Source organism: Komagataeibacter kakiaceti JCM 25156 (assembly GCF_000613305.1).
Map to the genome: position 1 here is coordinate 1 of NZ_BAIO01000248.1, position 3409 is coordinate 3409.

The window sequence follows — 3409 nt, forward strand, 5'->3', positions numbered from 1 at the left end:
GGCCAGCCATCCTCTCACGTGGTTACGGGGGCCGCGCGCCTGCGGGAACGCGGGTAAATCCCGCCCGCCATACCCCCCGCGACGTAGGCGATGAACCGCTGCTGCTGGCCCGGATCGCGCCGTGCTATGTCGGGGCGGACCGTGCGGTTTCAGCGCGCAGGGCCATAGCCGATGGCGCGGACTGCCTGATTATGGATGATGGCTTCCAGAACCCGACCCTGCATCAGGATGTAAGCCTGGTGGTGGTGGACGGGCATGCAGCTTCGGCAATGAACGTGTTCTGCCCGCCGGCCCCCTGCGCGAACCGGTTGGCACGGGACTGTCCCGGGCCACAGGCATGGTGCTGATCGGCCCGGACCGGCATGGCATCGCCGCTGCCACGCGGGGCACCCTGCCATGTTTCACCGCCACGCTGCGCGAGGATACGGATAATGTGCCAGCCGGGCGGCCCGTCATAGCCTTTGCCGGGATCGGGCGGCCCGCCAAGTTTTTTGACGGGCTTGCCCGGTGTGGTATCCAGCCGCGTCGCTGCCTCGCCTTTGCCGACCATCATGCCTATACCCCGTCGGAATGCGGGCGGCTGCTTGCACTGGCACAGCAATGGGATGCCAGCCTCGTCACGACCGAAAAGGACGCCGTGCGCCTGCCCCCCGCCGTTCGCGCCCGGGTTCATACGGTCGGCCTGCAACTGGACTGGAGCCTTCCCGCCATGCCCGACCACATACTTGACCTGTGGCTGGGCAGGATGAAAGACGGATGACGGATAAACCTGCCCCCCCACCAACCCGGCGGATGCGCGCCGAAGCCCTGCTGGTGCGTGGCCTCCTGTCCATCTTCCGCCGTATCGGCCCGGTCCGGGCCTCCAACCTTGGTGGATGGCTGTGCCGCACCGTGGGGCCGAAACTGCCGGTTTCCCGCATTGCGGACGCCAATCTGCGCCTGGTCATGCCGGAACTCGATGCGGGAATGCGTCGGCGCGTCATCCGTGACATGTGGGACAATATCGGCCGCAACGCGGGCGAATTCCCGCATCTGGCCACCCTGCCCCACAATCCGGCCAGCGGGCCGGGATGGGACGTGGTGGGGGAAGACCACCTCCGCGCGCAGGAAGCGCGGGGGGGAGCCGCCATTTTCGTATCCGGCCATATCGGCAACTGGGAAATGCTGCCCCCTGCCGTGGCGCGTTACGGGCTGCCCTTCTCCTCCTTTTACCGCGCGCCGAACAATCCGCTGGTTGACCGTATCCTGCGCGACCTGCGCGATCAGGCCATGGGCCAGCCCCGTGCCGCTGTTCGCCAAGGGCGCGCAGGGCGCGTGGGGGGCGCTAGCGCATATCCTCAGGGGGGGACGTCTGGGCATGCTCATGGACCAGAAGATGAATGACGGCGTGGCGGCCCGGTTCTTCGGCCAGCCCGCCATGACGGCGGGGGCCATGGCGGCCATGGCGATCAAACTGCGTTGCCCGGTCATTCCCGGTTATGTCGAGCGGCTGGGTCCGGCACGGCTGCGGATTCATGTCCACCCTCCCCTCGACCTGCCCGCAGGTGACAGCCGGGTTCAGGACCAGATGGAGCTGACCCAGATGGTCAATGACTGGCTTGAAAGCACGATACGCCAATATCCGGGCAGTTGGCTGTGGCTTCATCGCCGCTGGAATGTGCAACTGCCTGAATATATGCCTAAAAAATAATCTCTTTTGTTTAAATTTATTGTTTTTTTGCCACAGGTTCCAATTTCTGCCTCTTTCTTCGGCTTTTCCTGTCGGTTTTAGTTTGGCAAAGCAGCCATGCGCCAATAGCATGTTCTTACATTGTCACGCACGACAGGTAAGAGAGCCAAGAAAATGAGCATGATGGAACAACGGGACTTCTCGAACAAAGTTGTATCCCTGCGGCAGGGTTTTCTTCCCCGTCACCGTGAATACCTGATGCGCTGGCTACAGGCTGGCGCGTGCATGGGACTGTGTGATGCCGACATCACCAGCCATAACGAACATGACGAACCGGATATCGAGCATGTTCTGGTCTGGGTGCGCGAAAACGCCAATCCGGCCTACATGATCCGGCCCGAAGGGATGGGCTGGATCCTGATCGACCAGATTCGCAATCATCCACTGGCCAGCTACCGCAGCTTTGAAGCCGCGCTGCACGCCATCCGCCCCGTTCTGCCTGCGGTGCGACCGCCGCGGCCTGATACTTTCAACAGGGTTTTCCGGCCAGGAGACTGTTTGTAACGGCCACTCCACGAAACGTCCTGTAATCATAAGGAAGTTTTGGGAAAGGCTTTTTTTAAAAAGCTTGAGGGAAGGCCGCCTTTTTGAAAAAAGGCGACGCCCGAAAACCTTTATTGTCTTTTATCAATCGGCTGCTTTCAAACAGCCTCTAATTACCGTCATGGCCCAGCTTGCCAGCGGGGGGCGCGATCATGACACCGCCCCCGCTGGGCAGGATCTGGAATACAGCCAGGTCACGCCGGGTCTTTCCATCTTCCATCAGGCCGAACACGCCATCCACCCCGCCAAAACCATCGGGACGGGTCAGCGCCTGCACCGAATAGCCATTGGCGCTGCCTGCCGGGCGATTCTGGTCCAGCGTCTTCACCAGCGCCGCCGCGTCATAGGTCAGATCCGCCAGTGGCGTGGGCATGTGATGGTAGGCGGCCATGAACTGCTGAATGAAGGCCTGACGGCTGGCCGGATCAGGGGCGGCGTACCAGGCCCCCTGCAACGCGGACAGCTTGCTGGCGAAAGCGCCCCACAGCCCCGGCCCCATGATCTGCACATGCGCGCTGTCCACATGCATCTGCCCCAGCGCGTTGATGATCATGCCCAGTTGCAGCCCCGTATCCCCCAGCAGCAGCGCATCGAACGGCGCGGGCGGAATGTCCTGCGAGATATTGAGCGGCGGCGGCAGCGTGGTACTGTCCTGCGTGGCCTGAGGCAGGGGGGATGCGCCATCGGGGTGGATGGGGTCCAGCGCCTCGGATGCTGGCAGCGACTCGACGGTCTTGTTGGCCGCCTTTTCCGCCGGGTCGGGCTGCGGCACGGTCGCGATGCGGCTGTCATAGGCGGATAGCGTGTTCAGGTTGGCCGTGATCGTGTTCTGTGTGCCGTCATGGAACATGATCTGGGGGCCTGAAGGCCGTTTTCCTCACAGACCTGCGTCAGCGCCTGCCCCAGCGCGTGACCGAGCCGGTTATCGGGCAGGAAGGCCGCGAAATGCTGCCTGCCCTTCTGCATGGCGAGCGCGACCATGCGGCGCACCTGCTGCTCCGGCGCGATGCCCAGTGTCCACACATCGGGCCGCGCCACCGACATGTCGCTGGTCAGCGCCAGCATGGGCACGGCTGACGGGCGTTGTCACAGCGGCGGCCTGCATCGTTTCATCGGCGGTCAGCGGGCCAAGGATCA

General features: G+C 63.2%; 2 protein-coding genes and 3 pseudogenes. 3 read left to right on the forward strand and 2 right to left on the reverse strand.

Annotated features, from left to right (window positions below; all coding sequences use genetic code 11):
- The first annotated feature begins 8 nt into the window (after positions 1-8).
- From lpxK to JCM25156_RS23835, 3 pseudogenes are all read left to right on the forward strand, one after another.
- Positions 9-760 (forward strand): annotated as a pseudogene (lpxK, locus tag JCM25156_RS23825) (tetraacyldisaccharide 4'-kinase).
- Positions 757-1690, forward strand: a pseudogene (locus tag JCM25156_RS23830) (LpxL/LpxP family acyltransferase). The pseudogenes lpxK and JCM25156_RS23830 overlap by 4 nt, the downstream one beginning before the upstream one ends.
- 153 nt (positions 1691-1843) lie before the next feature.
- Positions 1844-2193: pseudogene (locus tag JCM25156_RS23835) on the forward strand (hypothetical protein).
- A gap of 188 nt (positions 2194-2381) precedes the next feature.
- Here the strand turns inward: JCM25156_RS23835 and JCM25156_RS23840 are convergent.
- Together JCM25156_RS23840 and JCM25156_RS31120 are read right to left on the reverse strand one after the other, a co-directional pair.
- Positions 2382-3122, reverse strand: coding sequence for a type 1 periplasmic-binding domain-containing protein (locus tag JCM25156_RS23840; protein WP_242402619.1), 741 nt, complete (start codon positions 3120-3122; stop codon positions 2382-2384).
- Positions 3080-3316, reverse strand: coding sequence for a hypothetical protein (locus JCM25156_RS31120; RefSeq protein WP_242402620.1), 237 nt, complete (start codon positions 3314-3316; stop codon positions 3080-3082). Before JCM25156_RS31120 ends, JCM25156_RS23840 begins: the two co-directional genes overlap by 43 nt.
- Between the last annotated feature and the right edge of the window lie 93 nt (positions 3317-3409).

What these genes read in the sequence shown, in the direction of transcription:
- JCM25156_RS23840 (WP_242402619.1), bottom strand. Translation starts at nt 3,122, where the DNA reads ATGTTCCATGACGGCACACAGAACACGATCACGGCCAACCTGAACACG.
- JCM25156_RS31120 (WP_242402620.1), bottom strand. Translation starts at nt 3,316, where the DNA reads ATGTCGGTGGCGCGGCCCGATGTGTGGACACTGGGCATCGCGCCGGAG.